General features: G+C 56.0%; 15 protein-coding genes and 6 pseudogenes. 9 read left to right on the forward strand and 12 right to left on the reverse strand.

The genetic code is table 11. The features are described from left to right. Positions 1-68 precede the first annotated feature (68 nt). The gene (locus O1V66_RS15310; protein WP_045048325.1) at positions 69-1,550 is read right to left on the reverse strand and encodes an NAD-dependent succinate-semialdehyde dehydrogenase; all 1,482 of its coding nucleotides are present in this window, start codon (positions 1,548-1,550) and stop codon (positions 69-71) included. Positions 1,551-1,993: 443 nt separating this feature from the next. On the opposite strand from O1V66_RS15310, the gene O1V66_RS15315 reads away from it, so the two are divergent. Further along, a complete protein-coding gene (locus tag O1V66_RS15315) occupies positions 1,994-3,559 on the forward strand; it encodes an APC family permease (protein ID WP_269127896.1) in 1,566 nt (521 codons plus the stop codon). A 68-nt stretch (positions 3,560-3,627) separates the two neighbouring features. On the opposite strand, the pseudogene aaeB reads toward O1V66_RS15315, so the two are convergent. From aaeB to aaeX, 3 pseudogenes are all read right to left on the reverse strand, one after another. Beyond that, a pseudogene (aaeB, locus tag O1V66_RS15320) lies at positions 3,628-5,584 on the reverse strand (p-hydroxybenzoic acid efflux pump subunit AaeB). 2 nt (positions 5,585-5,586) lie between these two features. Further along, positions 5,587-6,520 (reverse strand): annotated as a pseudogene (gene aaeA / locus O1V66_RS15325) (p-hydroxybenzoic acid efflux pump subunit AaeA). A gap of 7 nt (positions 6,521-6,527) precedes the next feature. Beyond that, positions 6,528-6,730: pseudogene (gene aaeX / locus O1V66_RS15330) on the reverse strand (p-hydroxybenzoic acid efflux pump operon protein AaeX). Between the two features lie 305 nt (positions 6,731-7,035). On the opposite strand from aaeX, the gene aaeR reads away from it, so the two are divergent. Further along, the gene (aaeR, locus tag O1V66_RS15335) at positions 7,036-7,968 is read left to right on the forward strand and encodes an HTH-type transcriptional activator AaeR (RefSeq protein ID WP_045048320.1); all 933 of its coding nucleotides are present in this window, start codon (positions 7,036-7,038) and stop codon (positions 7,966-7,968) included. Between the two features lie 40 nt (positions 7,969-8,008). On the opposite strand, the pseudogene tldD reads toward aaeR, so the two are convergent. The 8 genes and pseudogenes from tldD to csrD all read right to left on the reverse strand — a co-directional run bounded on the left by tldD (position 8,009) and on the right by csrD (position 20,697). Next, positions 8,009-9,455, reverse strand: a pseudogene (gene tldD / locus O1V66_RS15340) (metalloprotease TldD). Positions 9,456-9,537: 82 nt separating this feature from the next. Beyond that, positions 9,538-13,392 carry an AsmA2 domain-containing protein YhdP gene (yhdP, locus tag O1V66_RS15345; RefSeq protein ID WP_045048319.1) on the reverse strand — a complete coding sequence of 1,285 codons (3,855 nt, stop codon included), beginning with the start codon at positions 13,390-13,392 and terminating at the stop codon, positions 9,538-9,540. Positions 13,393-13,488: 96 nt separating this feature from the next. After that, a pseudogene (gene rng / locus O1V66_RS15350) lies at positions 13,489-14,957 on the reverse strand (ribonuclease G). After that, on the reverse strand, positions 14,947-15,540 hold the full coding sequence (locus O1V66_RS15355; RefSeq protein WP_045048317.1) for a Maf family protein: 594 nt from the start codon (positions 15,538-15,540) through the stop codon (positions 14,947-14,949). The pseudogene rng and the gene O1V66_RS15355 overlap by 11 nt, the downstream one beginning before the upstream one ends. 7 nt (positions 15,541-15,547) lie before the next feature. After that, positions 15,548-16,036, reverse strand: coding sequence for a rod shape-determining protein MreD (gene mreD, locus O1V66_RS15360; RefSeq protein ID WP_045048316.1), 489 nt, complete (start codon positions 16,034-16,036; stop codon positions 15,548-15,550). Beyond that, a pseudogene (gene mreC, locus O1V66_RS15365) lies at positions 16,033-17,045 on the reverse strand (rod shape-determining protein MreC). Before mreC ends, mreD begins: the two are co-directional and overlap by 4 nt. Positions 17,046-17,367: 322 nt before the next feature. Then, positions 17,368-18,411, reverse strand: coding sequence for a rod shape-determining protein MreB (gene mreB, locus O1V66_RS15370; protein WP_007891976.1), 1,044 nt, complete (start codon positions 18,409-18,411; stop codon positions 17,368-17,370). A gap of 348 nt (positions 18,412-18,759) precedes the next feature. Further along, a complete protein-coding gene (gene csrD / locus O1V66_RS15375) occupies positions 18,760-20,697 on the reverse strand; it encodes an RNase E specificity factor CsrD (protein ID WP_045048314.1) in 1,938 nt (645 codons plus the stop codon). Between the two features lie 295 nt (positions 20,698-20,992). Between csrD and msrP the strand changes: the two genes are divergently transcribed. The 7 genes from msrP to panF all read left to right on the forward strand — a co-directional run bounded on the left by msrP (position 20,993) and on the right by panF (position 26,886). Further along, positions 20,993-21,994, forward strand: coding sequence for a protein-methionine-sulfoxide reductase catalytic subunit MsrP (gene msrP, locus O1V66_RS15380; protein WP_045048313.1), 1,002 nt, complete (start codon positions 20,993-20,995; stop codon positions 21,992-21,994). Further along, positions 21,994-22,602 (forward strand): protein-methionine-sulfoxide reductase heme-binding subunit MsrQ, encoded by a 609-nt coding sequence (gene msrQ, locus O1V66_RS15385; protein WP_152623633.1) that lies wholly within the window; start codon positions 21,994-21,996, stop codon positions 22,600-22,602. Before msrP ends, msrQ begins: the two co-directional genes overlap by 1 nt. Before the next feature lie 239 nt (positions 22,603-22,841). Next, positions 22,842-23,294 (forward strand): type II 3-dehydroquinate dehydratase, encoded by a 453-nt coding sequence (gene aroQ / locus O1V66_RS15390; RefSeq protein ID WP_045048312.1) that lies wholly within the window; start codon positions 22,842-22,844, stop codon positions 23,292-23,294. A gap of 30 nt (positions 23,295-23,324) precedes the next feature. Further along, the gene (gene accB / locus O1V66_RS15395; RefSeq protein WP_045048311.1) at positions 23,325-23,786 is read left to right on the forward strand and encodes an acetyl-CoA carboxylase biotin carboxyl carrier protein; all 462 of its coding nucleotides are present in this window, start codon (positions 23,325-23,327) and stop codon (positions 23,784-23,786) included. Between the two features lie 11 nt (positions 23,787-23,797). Then, positions 23,798-25,141: an acetyl-CoA carboxylase biotin carboxylase subunit gene (gene accC, locus O1V66_RS15400; protein WP_045048310.1), complete on the forward strand. Its 1,344-nt coding sequence runs from the start codon at positions 23,798-23,800 to the stop codon at positions 25,139-25,141. A 67-nt stretch (positions 25,142-25,208) separates the two neighbouring features. Then, entirely contained in the window at positions 25,209-25,451 is a 243-nt protein-coding gene (locus tag O1V66_RS15405; RefSeq protein WP_045048309.1) for a YhdT family protein, read from the forward strand. Further along, positions 25,441-26,886, forward strand: coding sequence for a sodium/pantothenate symporter (panF, locus tag O1V66_RS15410; RefSeq protein WP_045048308.1), 1,446 nt, complete (start codon positions 25,441-25,443; stop codon positions 26,884-26,886). The genes O1V66_RS15405 and panF overlap by 11 nt, the downstream gene beginning before the upstream one ends. Positions 26,887-26,898: the final 12 nt, after the last annotated feature.

Raw genomic sequence — 26,898 nt, forward strand, 5'->3', positions numbered from 1 at the left:
TTTCATCGTGATTACTCGTCAAATTATGCGCGGTAGGCGGTCCGGCTTTATACGAAACCGCCCGCCCATTACAAATTACCCAGATGCAGTGTTTTAACCTGCAAATACTCTTCCAGCCCCAGCACGGAACCTTCACGGCCCAGACCGGACTCTTTCACACCCCCGAACGGCGCGACTTCGGTCGACAGCGCACATTCGTTGATGCCAATCATTCCGCTTTCGATGGCGTCGGCGACGCGGAATACCCGCTGAAGATTCTGTGAATAGAAATAGGCCGCCAGTCCGAATTCAGTCGCGTTGGCGCGCTCGATGGCTTCCTCTTCCGTCTTGAAACGGAAACAGGCGGCCAGCGGGCCAAAAGTCTCTTCGGCAGCGACTTTCATGCGATCGTTGGCTTCGGCAATCACTGTCGGCTGGAAGAAGTTTCCGCCCAGTGGATGCCGTTCGCCGCCGGTCAGCAGTTTTCCGCCGTGCAAAAGAGCATCTTTCACATGTTCTTCGACCTTTTCAAGACCTTTAATGTTAATTAACGGACCAACGATGACGCCCTCTTCCATGCCGTTGCCGACCTTGAGTTGCGCCACTTTTTCGGCCAGGCGATGCACAAAGGTGTCATAAATGCCGTCCTGGACATAAATCCGGTTGATCGACACACAAACCTGGCCGGAATTGCGGAACTTGCAGGCCAGGACGCCCTCCAGCGCGGCATCGAGATCGGCATCGTCAAATACGATATAAGGCGCGTTGCCGCCCAGCTCCATCGAGACTTTTTTCATGGTGTCGGCACTGTTGCGCACCAGCGTTTTGCCGACCTCGGTGGAGCCGGTAAACGAAATCTTGCGCACCGCGCTGCTGGCCATAATCGCCTCGCTGATGGCGGAGGTGTCACCCGCCACACCGTTGAGCACGCCCTCCGGCACGCCCGCCTGTTTCGCCAGTTCGAGCAGGGCAAAAGCCGACAGCGGCGTATTGTTGGCGGGTTTGATAAGCCCTGTGCAACCTGCGGCCAGCGCCGGACCCAGTTTGCGGGTCAGCATGGCGAGCGGGAAATTCCACGGCGTAATCGCCGCGACAACGCCAACGGGTTCGCGGGTGGCGAGAATGCGCGAACCGGCTTTGACGGGAGGAATTATCTCGCCGTTGGCGCGCTTTGCCTCTTCACCAAACCATTGCAGGAAGCTGGCGGCATATTCCACCTCGCCCAGCGCCTCTTTCAACGGCTTGCCCTGTTCGGCAACCATCAGTTCGCCGAGAAACTGTTTGTTCTCCAGCATCAACGTATACCAGCGATGCAGGATTTCGCCGCGGGCCTTGCCGGTTTTCTTGCGCCATTCGGGAAATGCTTTGCTGGCCGCATTGATGGCGGCGTCGGTTTCGGCCTTGCCGGCACGCGCGACTTTCGCCACGATGTCGCCGGTGGCGGGGTTCTCGACATCAAAGGTTTGCACCGCATTTTTCCATTCGCCATTCACAAAGTAGCCGGTTTTGAACAACGGATGTTCGGAAAGGGTTTTGAGGTTGGCGGATGAGGATGTTTGCTGGACTGACATGATAGGGATTCCTCCAGTGAGGTGCGCCACGCAGGGCGAAAAATTCAAAGGTAATTAACGGTTAAGTATAGCCAGTAATCCCCCGCCCGTAGCCTAAACGCACCCGCTCACCATGCTTTTAGGAAAGCTTAACGCCAGTCTTTCCTGCTGCTTTTCAATCCGTTTCTGCTATTTACCCCGTTGCCGTGGCGCACCCTATCAGTGCAGAACGTTTAATAAATAGCACGCAAATAATGCGCCAACGCCTCATATGCCTCCTATTAATACAATTTCCACCCCAATTCGGCAGTCTGGCACGCTTCCTGCTGATACGTTTCAGGTGTCATGAAAGGAAGACTGATGCCGGTTTGAAAAACGTTAACAGAGAAAGTTTCTGTCATTTTCCTAAAAAACCCTAAAGAGGACTGCTATGACTCAGGGGACATTGAAAAAAATTAGGCCTGGTGGATTTGACCCTTCTCGGCGTCGGTTCCATGATTGGCTCAGGGTGGCTATACGCAGCATTAACCAGTTCGGGCTATGCAGGAGGATTAACCGGTTGGGCATGGTTGCTCGGTGCCGTCATGGTGTTGCTGATTGGTCTGGTGTTTGCCGAACTCTCCGCCGCCATTCCGCGCGCGGGCGGCTTTGTGCGGTATCCGCAATACACGCACGGTAATGTGGTGGGGTTTGTTATCGGCGTCAGTTCTCTGCTGGCTTACACCAGCACCGCAGGCGTCGAGGTCGAAGCCGTGCGTCAGTACGCCATGTACTGGTGGCCTGCGCTGGGCAATGCCGACAGCAGTCCGACCACACTCGGCTTTGTGATGCAGATTGCATTGCTGGTAGCGTTCTTCCTGCTGAACTATTGGAGCGTCAGCTTCTTTGGTCGCATCAATACCATTATTACCACCTTCAAGTTCATCGTGCCTCTGATGGTGATTGTGACCCTGTTCGGCTACTACCACGGGGCCAACCTCGAAGTACCGGGCACCAATCCGGGCGGCGCGCACGGCGTCTTCTCCTCGCTGACCGGCGCGGGCATCGTCTTTGCCTACCTCGGTTTTCGTCAGGCGGTCGATTTCGCGAGCGAAGCCAAAAATCCCCAGCGCAACATTCCCATCGCCATCATTCTGGCCATCGCCATCAGCTTTGCGGTCTATATTCTGCTGCAATTCGCCTTTATGGGCGCAGTGCCGACCGATCTGCTGAATGCCCACGGCTGGGTAGGACTGAAAGCTATCTTCCAGTCGCCGTATGCCGATCTGGCGCGCAGTCTGGGTATCACCTGGCTGATTAACCTTATCCTCATCGATGCGGTTATCTCCCCGGCGGGCACCGGCAACATCTATCTGGCAGGGGCATCGCGCGTGCTGTTTGCCTGGGCGAAAAACGGCCATCTGTTCAACATTTTTGCCAAGGTTGACCCGAAATCCGGCGTGCCGCGCGGCGCGTTGTGGCTGTCGCTGATTCTGGCTATCGCCTGGACGCTGCCTTCCGAGTTTCAGGTATGGGGCGGGCTTATCGGCGCGGTGACGTCAGCAACCGTATTTACCTATCTGCCGGGTCCGGTCAATGCGGGCGTACTGCGTGCGCGTCTGCCGGGCATGAAACGTCCGTTCAAACTGCCGGTATTCGGTCTGCTTAGTCCGCTGGCCTTTATCGCCAGCAGCCTGCTGATTTACTGGAGCGGCTGGTCGGTCAATGTCTTGCTTATCCCTATCCTGGTTGTCGCCTGGCTTGCCTATGTGGTGTTCGGGAAAAAGGATGAACACTTCAAGCGCGACGTCATGAGTTCGCTGTGGCTGCTGGTCTACTATCTGGTAGTGCTGGTGCTGTCCTATCTCGGGACCTACGGCGGAATCAACGCGATTTCCAGCCCGACCGATATGGTGCTGCTGATCGTGGTGACGCTGGTGTGCTACTACTGGGGCGTGGCTTCCGGTCATGAAAAACTGACCATTCCACAGGATGAAGACGAACCGGAGCACGAGATACCGGTGGCGAAAACCAGCAAAGCCTATTCCTGAGCCTGTAACAACAATACAAAAAGGCTGGCGCAGTGATGACGCCAGCCTTTTTTATTGCCTGAATTCGTCTATTGCAGGAATGCCCGCTGATAGTTGTGCAACAGGTCGCACAGGCGGCGAACCGGTTCGGTGACTTTCGGCGGCGCATCGTACTCCACCAGTTTCTGCTGGTATTCGCTCATCTCGCTCAGCAGACGCTGATAATAGTATTCGCGTTTACCTTCACGCTGCGACGACACCACGCGGTCGGCGGTATGGCGGATTTTCTTGTGAAACGCCGACAGCTCTTCGTTGACCGGCACTTCCGCGACCTTCAACCGCTGATGGGCAATAATCAGCTGCAACGCCAGTCGATACTTGCCGATATCGTTCGGGAACAGTACCAGCAGCTGATTAAGCTGGTGATACAGCGCCGGAAGGTGGTTCTCGCGACGACGATAGGCCTTGGTAGTCAACGCCGACACGGCGCTGCTGACAAAGCGGTTGAGCAGCGTGCGTCCGGTTTTGTCACGCGACTTGTCGCGGATGAGCGACAGCACCACCAGCGCAATCACGCAGCCTATCGCCTGACCGGTCGCGTTGTCGAGGAAGGTCATGACGTCGAAGGTCATCGGGTTGCTCAACACCAGAATGTTGATACAGCCGACCAGCAGACCCAGAATCCCCAGTCGCCGCTTCTGCACTTCGATGCCGCAGATAAAGATAAAGATCCCGAGCGACAGGCAGAGCAGGAACAGGCTTTGCTGGGTCCACGGCATGATAACCATGTACAGCATCGACCCTATCGGGAGGGCGGCAAGCATGCCGACCAGAAAGTCCATCGCCATCATGCGCGGATTCGGGGTGCGCATCGCAAGCGAGGTGATAACGGCGATGATGACGATACAGCCCGCGCCGGAGGTCCAGCCGGTCCACAGCCAAAGCAGGCAACCTGCCGCGCTGGAAACAAAGGTACGCAACCCGTTGATCAGCGCATGGTGCATTTCGGCCGAGGCGGGTTTGACCACCACTTCGCTGCTCAGCACGCTGCTTTCGGTACTGCTGATGCTGCTGTTGGTATGAATGCCCTTGCACATCAGCAACGCGCGGGTGCCGGAGCCAATCCAGGCATACAGCGGCAGGGCGATAGTGTCATTGGGTAAGGTCGTGGCGACCTGGCGCAGACGTTTCATGATGTGGCGGATGTCGGTGAGATTTTCCACCGGCTCGTTGACCAGATCTTTAATCGCCTGCGGCACCAGTTCGGGCGTGGTCTGCATAATGATATAGGTTTCACAGGCCTGCGTGATCATGCTCAACGACAGGCTGTGCAGCGCCTTCATGCGCCGATTGACACGCTGCCAGCGCGAAGACTCCATCATCAGGCTGCCGCGCATCCCGTTGAGGGCGGTCGAGCTTTTCACCAGCGTGTTCCAGCCCTTGTCTATCTCTTCCTTTTCCGCCTGATTCACGCTGAGCCGGAGCAGTTTGAACTGGTCCAGCATCAGTTGATCCACGGCTCTGTCGATATCTTTCTTGATCGATCGCGGAGAAAACAGCAGGTCGGCAACGATCGCCGCGCAAATGCCGACCACGATTTCGCTACAGCGCTCGACGGCAAACTGTGGCGATTCGGTCAGGTTGGAGGACGAAAGCACGACGATAATCAGCGCGGTATAACCGGCCAGACCAAAGGCGTAGGAGTTTTCGACGCGAACAATGGAGGACCACCAGGTGCAGAATCCGGCCCACAGGCAGCATAGCAGCAGCATGACGGCCGGTGCCCGTGCCGTAGCCATGATGATGGTGATGGCGGCGATACAACCGATAAAGGTGCCGATAACACGAAGGATGCCGCGATGGCGGATGGCACCTGCAAAGGGTTCTCCCCTGCCACCATCGCCGGACCACCGGCTACGATGGCGGCCGTCATGGCCGACCAGCGGGGGTTTCAAGCTGCAGGTAGAACCCGAATACCAGCGCCCCCAGAATGGCAAAGGTGAGTTTGCACGCAAAGCGCAGGCGCAGGATTGAGGGGCTGACCATTTTTATCCGAACTCACGCATGCGGTGCAGGAACTTGGTGAACCACGTGCTCTTTTCGGCGCGGTCATGTTCGCCTGCAACCACTACGGTAGCCGTCGGTTCCCGCCGAATACGGGTGGTTTTCATCCATATCGTCGAGGGTAATCTTGACCGGAACACGCTGTGCCAGACGTACCCATTCGAGGTTGCTGTCAATCGTCGCCAGTCCGTTGCTTGCGGCGGTGCTGCTGCTGTTGGTGACCGCAGCCGCAACGCTGTCGACGGTGCCGTGCAGGACACGATTGCTGCCAAGCGGGGTAATCTCGACGCGGTCACCCCTGCGCACGCGGGCAAGTTTGGTTTCTTCCATATAGGCCAGCACATAGAAGGTATGCTGCTTGACCAGAGCCACGGTGGTTTCGCCACGGGTAATGAAATCGCCTGGGTGAACGGTCAGGTTGGTTATCCAGCCGTCTGCCGGGGCAACCACGACGGTACGTTGCAAGTCCAGTGCGGCGGCGGCGGCCACGGCCCTGGCTTTCGCCAGCTGATGCTGCGTCGTTTTCAGGTCGCTGGTGGCCTGCTCGATGGCTTCGATGGACATGGCCTGCGTGCCCAGTTTCACACGGCGATTGGCTTCACGTTTCTTCTCGTCGGCCAGCGCTTCGTAATAGGCGACGTCGGCGTTGGCTTCGTCCAGGGCAACCTGATAGCGCGGCTGGTCAATCTTGAACAGCACATCACCCTTGGCAACCAGCTGGTTATCACGCACCGGCACGTCTGTCACCAGACCGCTGACGTCGGGAGACATGGCGACCACGTCGGCGGTGAATTTCGCATCACGCGTCCACGGCGATTCGGTATAGAAAACCCACGCCCGGAAAATCGCGATGGCAGCCAGGATCACAATGATAAACGTTATTGCGTAACGTATTATTTTTATTGATAAGTTTTTCACGACAGCCTCAGACGAAAAAGCAGGATATTAGATAGAAGAGACAGCAATACAATGCCGTATTAAACAAAGCCGGATGCCAGACAAAATCGTAGATCCCGGTAGGTGTCAGAATTCGGCGCAATATAAAGAAAATAGCCAGCGCCAGAAGTATTTCAAAAAATACCGGGGAAACGACAATCCGAAAATCACCATTACCGGAAGCAAACTCATGGATAGTTCCTTAAACTCATACCACAAAGGTAGTGACGCACAGCAGCCCTCATATTATTCATTTATTTTAACATTACCGCGCGGACATGGATTTAGTATTTTCAACAATACCGACACACTTCAAGAGAATGCTCTCTAAGCATGCATAAAGGAAAACGTTGGATTGCCAGAAATGTCGGCGGAGGTAAGATAACTGATTCACTGCATCCGAACTTGAGGCTTTTATCTGGACAAGTATATTAGCCTGCTTATTATCAAGTTATCAACATTCCGTGATCACAATCACTTTTAAGCTGGGCTTAACAATGGACCGTCTAAAACGCATGTCGATTTTTGCTCAGGTCGTGGAAAGCGGGTCCTATACGGCCGCCGCACCGCGCCTTCAAATGAGCGTTTCCGCCATCAGCCAAAGTATTAGCAAGCTTGAAAATGAATTGCAAATCAAGTTGTTAAACAGAAGCACCCGCAGTCTCGGATTAACCGAAGCCGGGAAGATCTACTATCAGGGCTGCCACAAGATGCTGCATAACGTGCATGAAGTGCACGAGCAATTGTATGCGTTTAATAACACACCAACCGGTACATTACGCATCGGCAGTTCATCCACAATGGCACAAAATGTCCTTGCCGCCATGACCGCCAAGATGCTCCACGAATATCCCGGACTTACGGTCAATCTGGTGACGGGCAGCCCTGCGCCGGATCTTATCGCCGACGGACTGGATATCGTTATCCGCGTCGGCACGCTTCAGGACTCTAGCCTGTTTTCCAAACACCTTGGCTCGATGCCCATGGTGGTGTGCGCCGCGAAATCCTATCTCATGCAGCATGGCAAACCCGAAGCCCCGGCGGACATGGTGAATTTTACCTGGCTGGAATACAGCGTGCGCCCCGACAGCGAGTTCGACCTGGTGTCGCCGCAGGGGCAGACCATCCGTATTCATCCGCAGGGACGTTTTGTCACCAATGATTCACAAACCATGATCCGCTGGCTGAAATCCGGCGTCGGCATTGCCTATATTCCATTGATGTGGATTATCGACGAGATAAATTCGGGAGAGGTCGAGATTCTATTTGGTAATTATCAGTCCGCGCCGCGACCGGTGTATGCGCTGCATACCGAAAAAGACAAGCTGCCGCTCAAAGTGCAGGTGTGCATCAATTATCTCACGGAGTATTTCAAGGAAGTCAGCAAGGTGTATCGTAAACACCGTAAAACAAAAACGGGCGCCAAATAGCGCCCGTCTGCTTGCAGAACCATCACTCAAGCCGCGTGGGTCAAGCGGTGCCGCCCACGGTGATAGAGTCCAGTTTCAGCGTGGGCTGACCCACGCCGACCGGCACGCTCTGCCCTTCCTTGCCGCACACGCCCACGCCTTTATCCAGCGCCAGATCGTTGCCGACCATTGAAATCTGCTGCATCGCCTCGATACCGGAGCCAATGAGCGTAGCGCCTTTCACCGGTTTGGTGATGCGCCCTTTTTCAATCAGATAGGCTTCGGAGGTCGAGAACCACGAACTTGCCGGAGGTGATATCTACCTGGCCGCCGCCAAAGTTTGGCGCATACAGGCCGTACTCGACGCTGCTGATGATCTCTTCCGGCGTCGATTGCCCGCCCAGCATATAAGTGTTGGTCATTCGCGGCATAGGCAGGTGCGCGTAGGATTCGCGGCGACCATTACCGGTCGGTGCCACGCCCATCAGACGCGCATTGAGCTTGTCCTGCATGTAACCTTTAAGCACGCCGTTTTCGATAAGGACATTGTACTGACCCGGAACGCCTTCGTCGTCGATAGAGAGGGAGCCACGACGGCCCTGCATCGTGCCGTCATCCACCACGGTACACAACTCGGAGGCGACAAGCTTGCCCATCTGTCCGCTGAACACGGACGTGCCGCGACGGTTGAAATCGCCCTCGAGACCGTGACCGACCGCTTCATGCAGCAACACGCCCGGCCAGCCCGCACCCAGTACTACCGGCATGGTGCCGGCAGGCGCCGCGACAGAATCCAGATTGACCAGCGCCATACGCACCGCTTCACGGGCGTAGGCATCGGCACGCACTTCGCCGTCGGTGTTTTCGAGGAAATATTCATACCCGAAACGCCCGCCGCCGCCGCTTGCACCGCGTTCGCGACGTCCGTCCTGTTCAACCAGCACGCTGACCGAAAGACGAACCAGCGGACGAATGTCGGCCGCCAGTGTGCCATCGGTCGCCGCCACCAGCACACTTTCGTACACGCCGGTAATGCTCGCCGACACTTCCTGCACGCGCTTGTCAGCCGCACGTGCGGCTTTGTCGACGCGGTGCAGCAAGGCGATTTTTTCTTCGCGCGGCATGCTTTGCAGCGGATCCGCCAGCGAATAGAGCGCCGAGTGGCTCACCGCCCCCAGCGTATGAATTTTGCCGTTCCCCTGCTCGCGAACAATGCTGCGCGCGGCCTGTGCGCTCTGGTTCAGCGCATTGAGGGTTATCTGGTCGGCATAGGCGAAACCGGTTTTCTCGCCGCTGACGGCACGAACCCCGACGCCCTGATCGATATTGTAGGAGCCGTCTTTGATAATGCTGTCTTCAATGACCCAGGCTTCATGAAAACTGGACTGGAAAAAGAGATCGGCATAATCGAGACGACGCTCGGCCAATTGGCCCAATACCGAAAACAGGTCTTGCTGACTCAGATTATTAGCAGCGAGTAACCGCTCACTGACGAGGTCCAGACTCATAATTTCATCGCTCTCTTTGGTCATGTAAAGTCAATATACAGCGTAACACAGTATGACGTTGCCCAACACCGCGAAGCCCGGCTCAGGAAGCCGGGACCTTGTTGGCCTGCTTGTCTTCTTTCGACTGACGCAGGATTTCATGCACCGTGGGCTGCGCGATGGTGCCGTCTATCTGGTAGCGAATCAGCGAAATTTTATTCCATAGCGGGGCCAGCGCCTTGCTGGCCGCAAACACGGCGGCACCGACGATAGGGTTTATCACGAACGCGGTGGCAACGCCGACGGTCGCCGAGATTTCAGGGGCAATCACGGCCTCGAGATCGAGTCGCTGACTCACCAGATTAATGTTGCCGTTAATGGCAATGTCGGCAGCCAGTCCATCCACCAGCAGATCGTTGGTGTGGATTACTCCGTCCTTGATCCAGGCCGTAGACTTGATGGAGTCGAAATAGAAGCCATCGCCGAAGGTATCGCGGAAGTCGAGCTGCAATTTGCGCAGCAGCGCGTCAAAGCTGACCAGACGCAGCAGCTGACCTGCCCGGCCGCCGCCCATATCCACGATTTCGCCCTTGCCGAAGCGGGTCTTCATCGTGCCGTTCAGCGTCTTGGCATCCGGCTTCCACGGCACATCTTTCCAGTGCAGATCGAAATCGACATTGAATGGCGCACCTTTCAGCGGCGTACTTATGCCGAGGAAGGCGGTGGCACGGTCGAAATCCTTGCCGCTCAGCGTGCCGCGCAGGCCGGTATTGTTGGCGGTCTGTCCGCCCTGTTTCCAGTCACCCTGCACATCGAGCCGCCCCTCGCCAGTGTCAATGACGCCGTTGCGCAGGCTTAGCTGACTGCCCTGCGGCACGAAATCGGCATTGACGGTGCGGAAGCTCTGCCCCAGGAACCAGCAGGCCGCACAGCGTACATTCAGCGCAGGCCAGCTGGCGAAGGAGATTTCGCTGCTGCCAAACGGATTTTGCCCGCTGGTGCTCCCGGCTTCGCTCTTGTCGAGAGATGTCCACTGCGGGTTGAAATAGAGATAACGCAGGCTTGCCAGCCACGGACCGCGGTCGTTCATGTCCAGCGTACCGTCTATCTCCTGACCTTTGGCCTTGATCTGCGTGCCTTTGGCGTTCTGCGTCGAACTTAACGTCAAGTCGTTCCAGCCCTGACCGGCGAGCGTCAGGCGCGGTGTGGTCACGGTAATCTGATGCGGGAAGCCGAAACCGACGGTCTTGCTGTTTTGTGTCTGCGTGGCCTTGTCGGGGGAGAGCAGGCCAAGCCAGTTTTCGCCGTCGAGCGCCGGAAGATGCAGCGTCAGACTGCTGGTTTCGGGCAGCGCAGGCGTTTTCGCGGCGTTGACTTCCCATGCGGCGCGGTCGAGTGTCAGCTGTTTGCCGAGTAGCCAGCGGCTGTTGAAACGATCTTTGCCCGCCAGCACGCCGTTGAGCGTAAAGCTGTTCAGGTCGCCCTGCACATTGACAGCGAGCGGCAAGGCACGACCCACGGTTTTATTGAGCGGATTAGGTAAGTGACTGCTTACATTCCTGAGATCTGCATTGGCCGTGACTTTGTAGTTCGGCGTGCCTTTATGCGGCAGCATGATATCGACATTGCTTTTCCAGTTGGCGCTGCCGGAAATCTTCTCGGCGATGGCCTTCGGCAATCCAGGGAGTTTTGCCGGTTGCCAGTTGCCGTCGAGATCGACGTTAATGCCATAATTATCAGTCAGTTCCAGCGTTTTAAAGCGGATATTCACCGGTTGACCAAACCATTTGGCGGTCATTCGGTTGCTGTCCAGATTGCCGTTATCGAAGCTGAACTGGCCGTCCAGATTTTCGATTTTGCTTTCAAGCGGCTTGATGAACAGGCTGTTATTCTTCAAATTCACGCCGCCGGTGGCACGCACCTGCTCGCCGTTCAACGGAATATCGAGATGTAAGCGCCCACTGACATCGCCGCCAATCTGCAACTGCTGTAGCGCGGCACCTAAAGAACCTTTCAGCGGCGTCTGCATAAAGTAGCTGCCAATCTCTTTGCCAGCGCCCTGAATGTCGGCATCGATCAGCAGTTTCTGTTTCAGGTAATCGGGGATATTCGCCACGACATTGTTGCCTGAAACATTGCCAAGCCGAGTGTGCGCCGCCTTCATAAACAGCCCGTCGTTAAGGAAATCGAGGTCGATATCCAAATCGGTCAAGGCAGGCCAGCCCGGCTGGAATTCAAAGGTCGAGTGGCGCAGCGGTACCCACACCTGGAACTGGCCTTCGTTATGTTTGAACGGGAAGTCATGCGGATTGCCGTTGAAGCTCAACGTGGCATTGTCGACCTGTCCGGCCTGAATGGCACCGCTCAGATAATTCACCAGATGCTTGCCCATCAGCGGCTCGGGGAAGTAACGCCACGCCTGACCGGCATCATAGAGGCGAATGCCCGACAAAATTTTCAGCAGCGGTTGCCCCTTTGCAGGCTGCTCGTAGGAAAATCCGCCGGTGGCCCACAATCCTTTGGCTTTCACGTCGACATTCTGCGACCACAGCGACCAGCCCTTGTCATCAAAGGTCCAGTCGAAGGTGCCACTGGCCTGACTGATATCCAGCGGCGAACGAAACATTTCGCCGAAAGGCAGCAGGCTGTCCTGCAAATCAATCTTTATCTGACCGCGCGGCACGCTGCCGCTGAGGCTGCCGCTGAAGTTGTTCACGCCGGGCAGCAGTTCCCAGCGCGCCCAGCGCAGATTATGCCATTTGAGGTTAAACCGGGTCTGTTCCGGCTGTTTCAGCGGGATATCCAGCGCCAGCGTATCAATCGTGCCGGACGGTTTAAGGTCTTGCCAGCGCTCGAGCAGCGCGGGCGTCATGAAGGAGATGGTCGGGATAAGCGGCCCGATTCTTTCGAGCTGGATGTTGCTGCCGCGCAGTCGCAGCTGCTCCTGCTGGTCAGGTCCGAGGAACTGGGTATTCGCGGTAGTGCCGTTTTCAGGCAGATACAGCGCGGTCAGCCCACCCTTCGGCCAGGCTTCGCCGTCGGTTTTCAGATTGAGTTCGGGGGTGCCGACCTGCCAGCCGTTGCCCTGACGATTACCGTGCAGCGTGAGATTATCGACGTCGAGACGATGTGGCTGGTCGTCGTTGTGCCATACCGCCTCGCCTTCCCTGACATGCACATCACCGGCAAAGACCTGCCCATCACGCACCGTGAGCCAGGCCGCGAGGCTGAAGTTGGCGCTTTCAAGACCGGTATTGCTGCGCAGCCAGCGGCTAAACCACGGTTTCATGTCGATATTATCGGCCTGAAGATAGATTTTACCGTCGTTGAGCAGGCCGTCGTCGTCGTTAAGATCCATACGCACCTGCACCACGCCGTGCTGGCCGTTGAAGCTCGACAGCCCCAGTTGCCCTTCCGCACGGTGGCGATTGGGCGAGTTGAGCCAGGTCATCTGCTGAATGTCGAACTCGGCGCGCGGGCCGGAGGGCGTCAGGAAGCTGACGCGACTATTGCGCAGATCGAAATGGTCGACCTGACGCAAAAAGATATCGCTGATGCGATTGGCACCGATGCCCTTGCCTTTATCGTCGCCGCCACCCAGCGTCGAGTTGAGGTCAAGCCGGAGATTGTAGAAGGTCAGATTGCGGAACTGCCAGCGCAGGTGCAGCAGCGATTGCCAGACATCCAGCGCCAGAGTGACGCGTTCCACCTTCGACGAGGAGTCGGGCAAGGTGATCGCCAAGTCTCTGACTTCCAGCGTCGGGCCGAAAGTCTGCCAGCTTCCGTGGATCTGCGACAGGCTGACGGGCACGCCGGTCATTGACTGGATTTTATCGACCAGAGGCTGTTTGATTCGATCGAGCTGAGGCAGGGCCAAACGTAACCCACTGATAGCCAACGCCACGATCACCACAATCGTTGCCACGCTGGTTAGCAGTATCCCCGGTAGTCGCCTCACTCATTTCTCCTTGTCTTCAATACCGCGCAATAATCGACTACGCAAGAGGGATCCTACGTTAAAAAATGCTCTAGATTAACCAGTCAATTCTGGGAATTACATCATGACGACGTCGAACTGTTCCTGGCTGTACAGCGGCTCAATCTGCACCTTGACCTGTTTACCGACGAAAATTTCGACTTCGGCCAAAGCATGAGACTCTTCGCCTTTCAGCGCATCACCCACGGCCACAGAAGCGTAGACCAGAAATCTGTCGGCGTCATAGGCATGATGAACACGAACGATTTCGCGCAGGATTTCGTAGCAGACCGTTTCGACCGTTTTCACGGTGCCGCGCCCATGACAGGTTGGACAATCGCTGCAAAGCACATGTTCCACGCTTTCGCGGGTTCTTTTGCGGGTCATCTCGACCAGTCCAAGCGCCGAGAAGCCGTGAATGCCGGTTTTCACGCGATCTTTCGACAGCGCCTGCTCGAGCGAATGCAGCACGCGGCGACGGTGGTCTTCGCTCGCCATATCGATAAAGTCGATGATGATAATGCCGCCGAGGTTGCGCAGTCGCAGCTGGCGGGCGATGGCCTGCGTGGCTTCGGTATTGGTGTTGAAGATGGTCTCTTCGAGATTGCGGTGACCGACAAACGCACCGGTATTGATGTCGATGGTGGTCATGGCTTCGGTCTGGTCGATTATCAGATAGCCGCCGGACTTGAGCTCGACCTTGCGCTCCAGCGCGCGCTGGATTTCATTCTCGACGTCGAAGAGGTCGAAGATAGGCTGCTTGCCGCTGTAATGCTCGAGCTTGTCGGTGAGCTCGGGCATGTACTCGCTGGTGAATTCGATCAGCAGCTCATAGGTCAGACGCGAATCGACACGAATGCGATTCAGCTCTTGCCCTGTAAAATCGCGAAGTACGCGGTGAGCGAGTGCTAACTCTCCATACAGTTTGCACTTGGTCACGTTCCGGCGCTTGCGCTCCATCACCTTGGTCCACAGGCGCTTGAGGTAGGCGGCGTCCTGCGCCAGCTCCTCTTCGCGCACCCCTTCGGCGGCGGTGCGAATAATGTAGCCGCCCTGCTCGTCACAATAGGCGGAGACGATACGCTTGAGGCGATCGCGTTCGGCTTCGCTGGCGATACGCTGGGACACGCCCACATGCGAGGCCCCCGGCATAAACACCAGATAACGGGAAGGCAGAGTAATGTCGGTGGTGAGTCGCGCGCCTTTGGTGCCGAGCGGATCTTTCACCACCTGCACCATTAAATCCTGTCCCTGATGGACCAGCTCGACGATATCGCGAACGTTAAACTTTTTTGCTCTTCACGCGCAACGCATTCGGTGTGCGGCATGATGTCGGAAGCATGCAGGAACGCGGCTTTTTCCAGGCCAATATCAACAAAAGCCGCCTGCATGCCGGGCAGGACACGGCTGACACGGCCTTTGTAGATATTCCCTGCGATACCGCGCTTTGCTTCCCGCTCTACGTGGATCTCTTGCAAGATGCCACCGTCGATGTATGCCACCCGAGTTTCCGATGGGGTCACATTGACCAGTAATTCAGCCGTCATGCTTTCTCCTAAGAACGCGTAGTGCAACAAAATTACTGTACAGTTCCCGAGTTTCCACCAGAGGAAGCCCTACCACCGCATAGTAACTGCCGCGAATCTCACGGACGAAACAACCGCCCTTTCCTTGAATTCCGTATGCTCCCGCTTTATCCATGGGCTCACCGCTGGAAATATAGTGCTGAATGTCGTCGGAGGACAGGGTTGTGAAGGTGACATCGGTCACAACCAACGACGTCAGATGACAGTCGGCGTCGGCGAGGGCTATGGCGGTCATCACCTGATGCTGCCGTCCGGAAAGCGCTGCCAGCATGTCGGCAGCCTGCTGAATATCGGCAGGTTTTTCCAGAACGCGGCCATCCAGTACCACAATAGTGTCTGCACCCAATACGGGCAAGTCCTGCGGCGCAACGGCCACGCCCGCGCGCGCTTTGTCCAGTGCAAGACGCTGGACATAATCGGTAGGCGATTCATCGGGTTGGCGTTGTTCGGCCACGTCGGTAGAGAGACGCTCGAAGGGCAATTCCAGCATCGTCAGCAATTCACGACGACGCGGCGAACCTGAGGCAAGGTAAAGTAGAGTCATAATGGCCTTATTGTACGGCAAACTGACGGCGGATTTTACGCATCAGCAGGAACAGCCACGGCCACAGCACGCCATCGACCACGCTGCTCCAGAAAATTTGCGGACGAAACGAGATATTGACCACCAGGAATTCGGCCCAGAAGACAATCACGTTCACCGCCATCGACAGCAGCATGACTATCAATGCCTGCTGCCACAGCGCCATATTGCGGAACAGCTGGAATTTGAAGGCCACCAGATAGGCGGTAATCGCCAGCGCCAGCGCGCGTACACCCAGCGTCGACCCCAGAATCAGGTCCATGATAAAGCCAACCAGAAAACCGGTGCCGACGTTCACCCGATGCGGCAACGCCATTACCCAGTAAATCAGGATAAGCATCAGCCACGAGGGGCGGAACATGTAGATTTGGTCGGGCCACGGCATGACCTGCAGCAACATGGCGACCACAAAGGATAGCCAGATTATCCAGCGCCCGTGACTGCGATAGCCGTTCATGGTCTGCTACCCGTAGTCGAGGCCGCAGCCGGCGCGGTGGAGCTTGTTACCGTGCCGGTGGCCGGCGCAGGCAACGGTGCCGGCGGACCCATTTGATTCGGCGGCGGCAATACCTGCGGCATCATCTGCATCAGACGTTCGTTGGCAATGCGATGCACTTCGTCCGGCGGCATAGGGTGATCGCCGTTGCGATCCGCACCCCACAGCAGCAGCAGATAACGCAGGCGCTGCAAACCGGCGGTCGGACGCGCCTGAATCACGGTGTAGGCACGCTGGTTGTCGACTTTCACGGACGACACCACGGCAACCGGATACCCTTCCGGGAAGCGGCCGCCAAGACCTGACGTCACCAGCACATCGCCCACGCGGATATCGGTATTGGCCGGCAGATGCTCAAGCTGGAGATCGTCGGCACAACCGCTACCGGCGGCAATGACGCGGATATCGTTGCGCAGCACCTGAATCGGAATGGCGTGCGAAGCATCGCAGATAAGCAGAACACGGCTGGTCACGGCCGCGACGGCAATAACCTGCCCCACCACCCCTTTGTCGCTGATGATAGGCTGGCCGACGTAAACGCCGCTGTTGCTGCCTTTATCAATTACCACCTGATCGCTATAAGGATCGTTGCTGGTCGACAGCACCTGCGCCACCATCTTGTGCTCGTCCTGACGCAGCGGTGAACCCAGCAGTTCGCGAAGACGGGCGTTCTCCTGCTTGAACTGGCCGAGCAGCAGCAGATCGCTGTTTTTCAAAAGCAGTTCCTGACGCAGGGCGCGGTTTTCGAGTTCGAGCTGTTGGCGTGAGGCGAAGGTCTGGGAGACGTTGTCCAGAAACTCTCTTGGCGCATTGGACAAGAAATAGAAAGGGCTGACGGCAGTATCCATATAGGTGCGGATCTTGACGAACGTACCTACTTTACTGTCGGCAAAAATCAGGACGATGGCCGTAAGAATAGCCAAAAAAGTCGCAACTGCAGAGACGGACCTCTGCTAAAAATAGGCTTCATAAAATATGCGAGTTCCTCGGCAACGGGAAATTTCAGCCGATCTGAGCGAAACAATACCCTAACAGGAATGGTAGCAGGTATAAAAGGGTGCAGACGAACAGGATCGGAAAACGTACCTGAATCCCGTCAGGATTCAGGCGTAGCGTCATAATCCGTTCAGACACTCAAACTTAGACACTGCTGGCTGAACCCCGTGGGGCAGCCCTCTTCCGCGGCAGGCCAGTCTTCACTCTCCCCGTCGTACAGGAAGGTGCACCAACACGGTTGCTGCAACTCCCTCTACATGGGCATACACTACTTGTCGGTCACTCGAACAGCGCGATTACTCTTCGCTGAACAGGTCGCCGCCGTGCATGTCGATCATTTCCAGTGCTTTACCACCGCCGCGTGCCACGCAGGTCAGAGGATCTTCGGCGACAACCACCGGAATGCCGGTTTCTTCCATCAGCAGGCGATCGAGGTTACGCAGCAATGCGCCACCGCCGGTCAGCACCATGCCGCGCTCGGAGATATCGGATGCCAGCTCGGGTGGACACTGTTCCAGAGCAACCATCACGGCGCTCACGATACCGGTCAGCGGCTCTTGCAGCGCTTCCAGGATTTCGTTGGAGTTCAGGGTGAAACCACGCGGAACGCCTTCGGCCAGGTTACGACCGCGCACTTCGATTTCGTGCACTTCATCGCCCGGATAAGCGGAACCGATACCGTGTTTGATACGCTCGGCAGTGGCTTCACCAATCAGCGAGCCGTAGTTACGACGCACGTAATTAATGATGGCTTCGTCGAAGCGGTCACCGCCGATACGCACGGAAGAAGAGTACACCACGCCATTCAGGGAGATGACGGCCACTTCGGTCGTACCCCCACCGATGTCGACAACCATGGAACCGGTCGCTTCGGAAACAGGCAGACCTGCACCGATTGCAGCGGCCATTGGCTCTTCAATCAGGAAAACTTCACGCGCGCCTGCACCTTGTGCAGATTCGCGGATAGCACGACGCTCAACCTGAGTCGCGCCCACGGGCACACATACCAATACGCGCGGGCTTGGGCGCATAAAGCTGTTGCTGTGAACCTGTTTGATAAAGTGTTGCAGCATTTTTTCGGTCACGAAGAAGTCGGCGATGACGCCGTCTTTCATTGGACGAATAGCTGCGATGTTGCCTGGCGTACGGCCAAGCATCTGCTTTGCATCATGACCCACGGCCGCAACGCTTTTAGGTGAACCAGCACGATCCTGTCGAATGGCCACAACCGATGGCTCATTCAGCACGATGCCTTGTCCTTTTACATAAATAAGGGTATTGGCAGTACCCAGGTCGATGGACAAGTCGTTGGAAAACATGCCGCGAAATTTCTTAAACATAACGAAAGGATAATCCTGCAAGCTGGGGGCGAAAAATAAAATCCGCCTACTTTACCAACCACGCGAAGCAGCGACAAGGCGCAAAAACGTTCTGCTTCCGTGAAAATTGTCAGCGACGTCTGTCACTTAAACGGGTGATTTAATACGCTACGGTGGAAATCTGAACCACAGGCTCAGGTTATCTCACGCAGGCACACGTTAAGTCACGGACATCACACATAAATTCTTACACTTTACCTGATATTACACAGCGCATGCGGAGGAAATTGGGCGCTGAAACAGGCTGACCCTCATGTGCAAATGGCAGGGCTGCGCCATTCTACGTTAAATTCATCCGTTGGGATCAGATTAAACCCCGTGGTTGTGTGAATATTTTTTACTGACTGGGTCGATACTCTGCGGCGTGGCAAAAAAATCGCCCTGACCGCCGTGGATTCCGCTCTCCAGCAGGGCCAGCCACTCATCCATGCTGCGCACACCCGAGGCATAAACCTTGGCATTGGTGCCTTTGCATGCGCTTACCAGACTCTGCACAAACAGCTGATTTTCAACCCGCTTGTCGATATCGCGTACCAGACCGGGGTGAAGTTTTACCCGTTCTATCTGGAACGATTTCAGATAAGAGGTACTGACCACCGTCAATCCGGCCTGCGAAACGGCCAGCCGACATCCTAGTCCCTGCAGTAATCGCAGCGCAGGACGCAGACGGTCGGTATGTTGACAGAGATCCGCCTCTGCAAGTTCAATAAGAATTCGATTTCTCTGCGTTTTTTCGCATTGCAGGAGCACATCTCTTAACCAGCGGACAAACGAGCGCTGCAATAATGAATCAACGGTCAGGTGGAATGCCAGCATCTCGTCCGGCCAATGGGCCAGTAACGGAATAATCTGACTAATCATACGTCTATCAAAGCTTTGCGACATGCCGAATTGCGTCACAAGCGGGATAAACTCGGCCGCCAGCAGCTCCCGGGTGCCATCGAAGATGCGGCGCTGCACTTCGCGGTGATCCAGCACGCCGCTCCTGTTCATCGCCGGTTTTTGATAAAGCCTTGGGCCGCCGCGCGCCAGCGTGTCTTCCAGCAGAGTTCGCCAGCGCACGCTGCCACGGCCTTTTTCGGGCACGCTGCTGTCATAGACCGACCAGCTGTTGCTGCCCTGGAAAGCCGAATGCCGCGTGGCCTGCTCGGCATAATCCATCACCTCTTCCACCGTCTGCCCGTAACGGTAGGAACTTATGCCGATATACAGCAAGGCATCGCGATCGATTATCGAGGTAGTCGGCAGCACGCCCACCGCGTTCACCAGCTGAGCCGCCATGACTTCGGCCTCTTTGAGCGTGCTGTGCGGCAGCAGAACGGCAAAATCGCTGTGGTAATAGCGCGCCAGCAGCGCCGACGGATAGCGCATCACGAAGGTCGACAGCAGGTTCACGATGGACGACATCAGCTCTTTGACCGGCACCTGCCCGTGAGTATCGCGCAGGGTGTCGAAATCCGGCAGACGAATCAGCATCAGAATGCCGTACGCGCCCTCCTCTTCCAGCTCGGTCGTGAGCTGGTTGTCAAAGAACAGACGGTTGCTGAGGCCGGTCTTGGCATCCTGCTGGGCAAAGGCGCGAATCAAGGTGTCCACGCGGCTGCGCTGCTCGCGGGCCTCGCCGAGATCCACCAGCAGCTTGTCGATGGCGGCGCTGGCGTGCTGCGGCCACTCGCTGACATCGCCGAGCGGCAGATTGTCGCGCTCACCGCGCAGGATCCGCTGCGCCCGCTCCTCCAGCTTTTCAAAACCGAGTGTCTGCAATCGCAGCCAGCGGAAACTCACCAGGGTGGCAATAAGGATAAGAACAATGGCGAGGCTGATGTACAGCGTGGTGCGCAGTGAGCGGGCATAATTGCTGACGGGGTCGAGGTACACCACCTTCAGCTTGAGATCGGGATGCTGTAGCAGAGGAAGATATTGGGTGATAAAGTCGGGGAAATGGCTATCCCAGGCGCTGCCGGTATTGTGCTGATTATCGTGGCTATAAAGCGGGCCGTGATGGGCAATCACCTCAACGCTGCTGATATCGAGCTGATTCATCACCAGCGGCATCCAGTTTTTCAGGGATGACGGCGGGCTGGCCAGCAGGCTTTGATCGACCGAGGTCGAAAGCGCGCGCAAATGCTGTTCGGCGTTCTGTTTATTGAGAAACACAAAGCTGAACGTGACACCCACCAGCATCAAAAAGATGGTGAGCGCGACCAGCATTGAGATCATCGCATATAATCTGGTAGTAAATCGCATCCCTGTGCCTTACTCAGTTTATTCGAATTGTAGGTAGCCTATATGCTTTTTAGCATAGCAACACGCGGTTTCATAAATTCAGAATAGTTATGTATTAGCGCCACCGATGTTTTACCCCACTGAATTCCCTATAAATTTGGGTTAAGTCTTTCGCGCCTCGCTCGCCGAAGTTTGATAATACGGATATTCTCTTCTTGTCGAACGGCGCACAGTGATAAATGCTTAATGATAAGAATAATTCAACCATAACTCACCCGATGCCGTTCTAGACGAAGGCTCATTCCCGGAGCATGTCATGAGTAAGAGAAGAGAATTGACCGAGGCGGATGTCACGCCGGAAAGTATTTTCCACGATCGTCGTAAAGTCTTGCAGGCGCTGGGTTTGGGCGCCGCATCCCTGGCAATACCTGCAACCTCGCAGGCCGATGTATTGTCGTGGTTCAAGGGCAACGATCGTCCAAAGGCACCGGCGGGCAAACCGCTCGACTTCACCAAACCGGCCATGTATCAAAACGATTTGCCCTTAACCCCTGAAGACAAGGTGACGGGTTACAACAACTTTTATGAATTCGGGCTGGATAAGGCCGATCCTGCGGCCAACGCCGGTCAATTGCCCACTTCGCCCTGGAAAATCACCATCGACGGCGAAGTCGGCAAGCCGATGACACTGGACATGGACGACATCCTCAAGCGCTTTCCGCTGGAACAACGCATTTACCGTATGCGCTGCGTCGAGGCCTGGTCAATGGTCGTGCCGTGGATTGGTTTCCCGCTGAGTGCGCTGCTAAAAGCGGTCGAGCCGACCAGCGATGCCCGTTACGTGGCTTTCACCACGCTTTACGACCCGGAACACATGCCCGGACAGAAAGACCGCTTTATCGGCGGCGGACTGAATTATCCCTATGTCGAAGGCCTGCGGCTCGACGAGGCGATGAACCCGCTCACGCTGCTTTCGGTGGGCGTGTACGGCAAGAGCATGCCGCCGCAGAACGGCGCGCCAATCCGCCTGACCGTGCCGTGGAAATACGGCTTCAAGGGCATCAAGTCCATCGTGCACATCAAACTGGTCAAAGATCAGCCGCCAACGACCTGGAACCAGATTGCCTCCGATGAATACGGTTTCTATGCCAACGTGAACCCGCAGGTGAATCACCCGCGCTGGTCGCAGGCGACGGAGCGTTTTATCGGCTCCGGCGGCATTCTCGACGTGAAGCGCCAGCCAACATTGCTGTTTAATGGCTATGAAAAGGAAGTGGCGCATCTTTACCGTGGACTGGATCTGCGGGAGAACTATTGATGAAGATACCGCGTCTGTCGCTGAAACAGATAAAATGGCTCAAGGTGCTTATCCATCTTGCGGCCTTCCTGCCGTTTCTGTGGATAATCCTGTCTATCAATCAAGGAGGGTTCAGTGCCGATCCGGCCAAGGATATCCAGCATTTTACCGGCAGAATGACGTTAAAACTGCTGTTGGCGACCCTGCTGGTGACGCCGGTGATTCGCTACGGCAAGCAGCCGCTGCTCATTCGCGTACGCCGTCTGATTGGATTATGGTGCTTTGCATGGGCGACGCTGCATCTGCTGAGTTATTCCTTCCTCGAACTCGGCATCAGCAATCTCGGCCTGCTGGGCAGCGAGCTGATTTCCCGTCCGTATCTGACGCTCGGTATCATCAGCTGGATAATCCTTCTCGTGCTGGCCTCGACCTCGCCGATGTGGGCGCAACGCAAACTCGGAAGAAAATGGCAGCTAATTCATAACGGTATCTATCTGGTCGCCATTCTCGCGCCCATTCACTATTTATGGTCGGTCAAGACCTTTTCGCCACAACCCTTCATCTATGCGCTAATTGCAGCGATCTTGCTGGGACTTCGCTACAAGAAGTTTCGTCAGTGGTTTCGCTGAGCCCAGAGCACACGCCGTTTTCCTAAAATTACGTCCCCTCATGTAACCCCCAGTTTCACACTGGGGGTTGATTATCTTCGCTGATAAGGCCAGTATTTAGCGGCGAATTGCCACGATATGGTTATTATGCAGCCCATCCTAAGAAAAGTCTGGGTTGATTTGTCACGAAAAGGGTGACAAATTGGAATCATCAAGGTATTTTCTTCGACCTCGTTCCAATCGCAGGAGATAGGCTCACAATGGCGCATAAGTTTGACATTTTGCTACTCAACGGTCCCAACCTGAATTTACTGGGAACGCGTGAGCCGGAAACCTACGGAAGTACCACGCTAAACGATATTGTTAAAGGTTTGGAAGAGCAGGCCGCCGCAGCCGACGTTGCGCTGAGCCATCTGCAGTCCAACGCAGAGCACCTCCTGATTGACAAGATTCATCAGGCACGGGGAAACACCGATTTTATTCTGATCAATCCCGCAGCCTTTACCCATACCAGCGTGGCGCTTCGCGATGCATTGCTGGCCGTGCAGATCCCGTTTATCGAGATCCACCTGTCCAACGTTCATGCCCGCGAAGCATTCAGACACCATTCATATCTTTCCGATATCGCGGTGGGCGTTATCTGTGGCCTCGGCGCAGATGGCTACCATTTTGCTTTACAGGCAGCGGTTAACCGCTTGTCAAAATCCAATTAATTACTTCGCATAAGAGTACGGAATCAACTCATGGATATTCGTAAAATCAAAAAACTGATCGAACTGGTTGAAGAGTCAGGCATTTCCGAGCTGGAAATTTCTGAAGGTGAAGAATCAGTACGTATCAGCCGCGCAGCACCGCAACAAGCTTACCCAATGATGCAACAGGCTTACGCCATGCCGGCACCACAACAGCCACTGGCTGCTGCAGTTGCTCCTGCGGCACCGGCTGAAGCGGCTGCACCTGCTGCCATCAGTGGTCACATCGTTCGCTCGCCAATGGTAGGGACCTTCTACCGCACGCCAAGCCCGGATGCGAAAGCATTCGTTGAAGTCGGTCAAAAGGTTAACGCAGGTGACACCCTGTGCATCGTTGAAGCAATGAAAATGATGAACCAGATCGAAGCTGACAAATCTGGCGTGGTTAAAGCCATTCTGGTAGAAAGCGGCCAACCGGTTGAGTTCGACGAGCCGCTGGTCGTCATCGAATAACGAGGCGTACCATGGATAAAATTGTAATCGCTAACCGCGGCGAGATTGCCCTGCGCATTTTGCGTGCCTGTAAAGAACTGGGCATCAAAACCGTCGCCGTGCACTCGACCGCTGATCGCGACCTGAAACACGTGCTGCTGGCAGACGAAACCGTCTGTATCGGTCCTGCACCTTCAGTCAAAAGCTACCTGAACATCCCGGCAATCATCTCTGCTGCCGAAATCACCGGCGCAGTGGCGATTCACCCGGGCTACGGCTTCCTGTCCGAGAATGCCGATTTCGCCGAGCAGGTCGAGCGTTCCGGCTTTATCTTCATCGGTCCGCGTGCCGAAACCATTCGCCTGATGGGTGACAAGGTTTCTGCCATCAACGCGATGAAGAAAGCCGGCGTACCTTGCGTGCCTGGCTCCGACGGTCCTTTGACCGATGATATGGACAAGAACCGTGCTTTCGGCAAGCGCATCGGTTATCCGGTCATCATCAAGGCATCCGGCGGCGGCGGCGGTCGCGGTATGCGCGTTGTTCGCGCAGAGAAAGATCTGGAAGAATCCATCAACATGACGCGTGCTGAAGCCAAAGCGGCTTTCAACAACGACATGGTCTACATGGAAAAATACCTGGAAAACCCACGCCATATCGAAATTCAGGTATTGGCCGACGGTCAGGGTAACGCCATCTATCTAGCCGAACGTGACTGCTCCATGCAGCGCCGCCACCAGAAAGTCGTCGAAGAAGCGCCAGCACCGGGCATCACTGCCGAAATGCGTCGCTACATCGGCGAGCGTTGTTCCAAAGCCTGTGTAGACATCGGCTACCGTGGCGCGGGTACCTTCGAGTTCCTGTATGAAAACGGCGAGTTCTATTTCATCGAAATGAACACCCGTATTCAGGTTGAGCATCCGGTTACCGAGATGATCACAGGCGTTGACTTGATCAAAGAGCAGCTGCGCATCGCCGCAGGTCAGCCTTTGTCCATCAAGCAGGACGAAGTCCGTATTCAGGGCCACGCAGTTGAGTGTCGTATCAACGCCGAAGACCCGAATACCTTCCTGCCAAGCCCCGGCAAAATCACCCGCTTCCATGCACCAGGTGGTTTTGGCGTTCGCTGGGAATCTCATATCTACGCGGGTTACACTGTGCCTCCGTACTATGATTCCATGATAGGCAAACTCATCACCTACGGTGAAAACCGTGACGTGGCGATTTCGCGCATGAAAAATGCTCTGGCTGAACTTATCATCGATGGCATTAAAACCAACGTCGATTTGCAGCTGCGCATCATGAACGACGAGAACTTCCAGAACGGTGGAACCAACATCCACTATCTCGAGAAGAAACTCGGCTTGCAGGACTAAGAGTCCCTGCAGCAAACAAGACCCCAAGGGCCGGATATTCCGGCCTTTTTTTCGTTTAGAGGTAAAAGTGGACAAACGCTTTTTACAAGCCAACCGCGAGGCACGCTGGGCTTTCGGCCTGACCATTGCCTACCTTCTGGCCTGGTCGCTGGCCGCCTATCTGCCAAACGATGCGCAGGGCATTACCGGCCTTCCCCACTGGTTTGAAATGTCATGCCTGCTGGTTCCGCTTGTCTTTGTCTTGCTGAGCTGGGTGATGGTGCGCGTGATTTATCGCGATATCCCGCTGGAGGATAATCATGCAGACTGAAGTTCTCCTGCCGCTGCTGGCCTATCTGCTGCTGGTATTCGGCCTCTCGGTCTTTGCCTACACCCGTCGTCAGCAGGGGAGTTTTCTGACCGAATATTTTCTGGGTAATCGTTCGATGGGCGGCTTCGTGCTGGCCATGACGCTGACGGCGACCTACATCAGCGCGAGTTCCTTTATCGGCGGACCGGGCGCGGCCTACAAATATGGACTCGGCTGGGTTTTGCTGGCGATGATCCAGCTGCCCGCCGTGTGGCTCTCGCTCGGCGTACTTGGCAAGAAGTTCGCGATTCTGGCTCGCCGCTACAATGCCGTCACGCTCAATGACATGCTGTATGCGCGCTACAAGAGCCGCCTGCTGGTCTGGCTGGCGAGCCTGAGTCTGCTGGTCGCCTTTCTGGGCGCGATGACCGTGCAGTTTATCGGCGGTGCACGGCTGCTCGAAACGGCGGCGGGCATTCCCTACGACACGGGGCTGCTGATTTTTGGCATCAGTATCGCGCTCTACACGTCGTTTGGCGGTTTTCGAGCCAGCGTGCTGAACGATGCCATGCAGGGGCTGGTGATGCTGCTGGGCACCGTGCTGCTGCTGGTTGCGGTTATCCACGCCGCAGGCGGACTGCACAGCGCCGTAGACAAGCTTCAGCAGATCGATCCCCGGCTGGTGTCGGTTCAGGGCGCTGACAACGTGCTGTCGCTGCCGTTCATGGCCTCGTTCTGGATTCTGGTGTGTTTCGGCGTGATTGGCCTGCCGCATACCGCCGTGCGCTGCATCTCCTATCGCGACAGCAAGGCGGTGCATCGCGGCATCGTGCTGGGTACGCTGGTGGTTGCCGTGCTGATGTTCGGCATGCATCTTGCGGGCGCACTGGGTCGCGCGATTCTGCCGGACCTCAAGATCCCCGATCAGGTTATCCCGACGCTGATGATTGCCGTTCTGCCGCCGTGGGCCGCCGGTATCTTTCTCGCCGCGCCGATGGCGGCGATAATGTCGACCATCAACGCGCAGCTGTTGCAGTCTTCGGCTACTATCGTCAAAGATCTGTATCTCGGCGTGCGTCCAGCCCAACTGCGCAACGAGCGCCTGCTTAAACGCTTTTCAAGTCTGGCAACGCTGATATTGGGGCTGCTGGTGGTACTCGCCGCATGGCGACCGCCGGAGATGATTATCTGGCTCAACCTGCTGGCCTTCGGCGGCCTTGAGGCGGTGTTCCTGTGGCCGCTGGTGCTTGGGCTTTACTGGGAACGGGCAAACGCCGCCGGTGCATTGTCGTCAATGATCGTGGGCGCGGTTTGTTATACCCTGTTAGCCACTATTGACCTGCACATAGCCGGTTTACACCCTATTGTTCCGTCACTGCTGCTCTCCCTGCTGGCCTTTTATCTCGGCAACAGGTTCGGAGATTACCGCCGTGCAAACGCGCTGCCCTCTGCATAAGATGGCAGCCAA

It is taken from the genome of Rouxiella chamberiensis, from assembly GCF_026967475.1.
GTDB classification, from domain to species: Bacteria; Pseudomonadota; Gammaproteobacteria; order Enterobacterales; family Enterobacteriaceae; genus Rouxiella; species Rouxiella chamberiensis.